At 48.9% G+C, this 348-nt stretch carries 1 protein-coding gene; it reads right to left on the bottom strand.

The features are described 5' to 3' along the window. On the bottom strand, positions 1-348 hold a 348-nt coding region (locus tag ACYP03_RS24915; RefSeq protein ID WP_459782513.1), incomplete at both ends, for a prephenate dehydratase domain-containing protein.

Below are 348 nucleotides of genomic sequence, written 5' to 3'. Positions count from 1 at the left end.
TATTCCTGCTTGATGTCCCCCATAGTGCGAAGGTACTCACTGCATTGCTGGTGGGGTTGCGGATGGGAATACAGGGTATCAATTTTATCCAGCGAGGTAGGTACGGCTGTTAGCAGACAGTGTTCAATCGGCTGGGTAATTTCGCCCACAATCGACAGACTGGTATGCTGAAGCAAATCGTAAACTTCATTAATAGAACCTGAGCTGGTGTTTTCAATCGGAAGGACACCGTAGTCAGCCTGACCGGTTTCTACCACATTGACCACATCACGAAAATTGGAGCAGCTCATCTCAACCAGCTTGGTCTGCTTTCGGCTGAAGTACTGACGGCTGGCCAGGTTGGAATAA

This window comes from Photobacterium sp. R1 (genome assembly GCF_054600795.1).
This window is presented reverse-complemented; position numbering and strand designations above follow the sequence as displayed.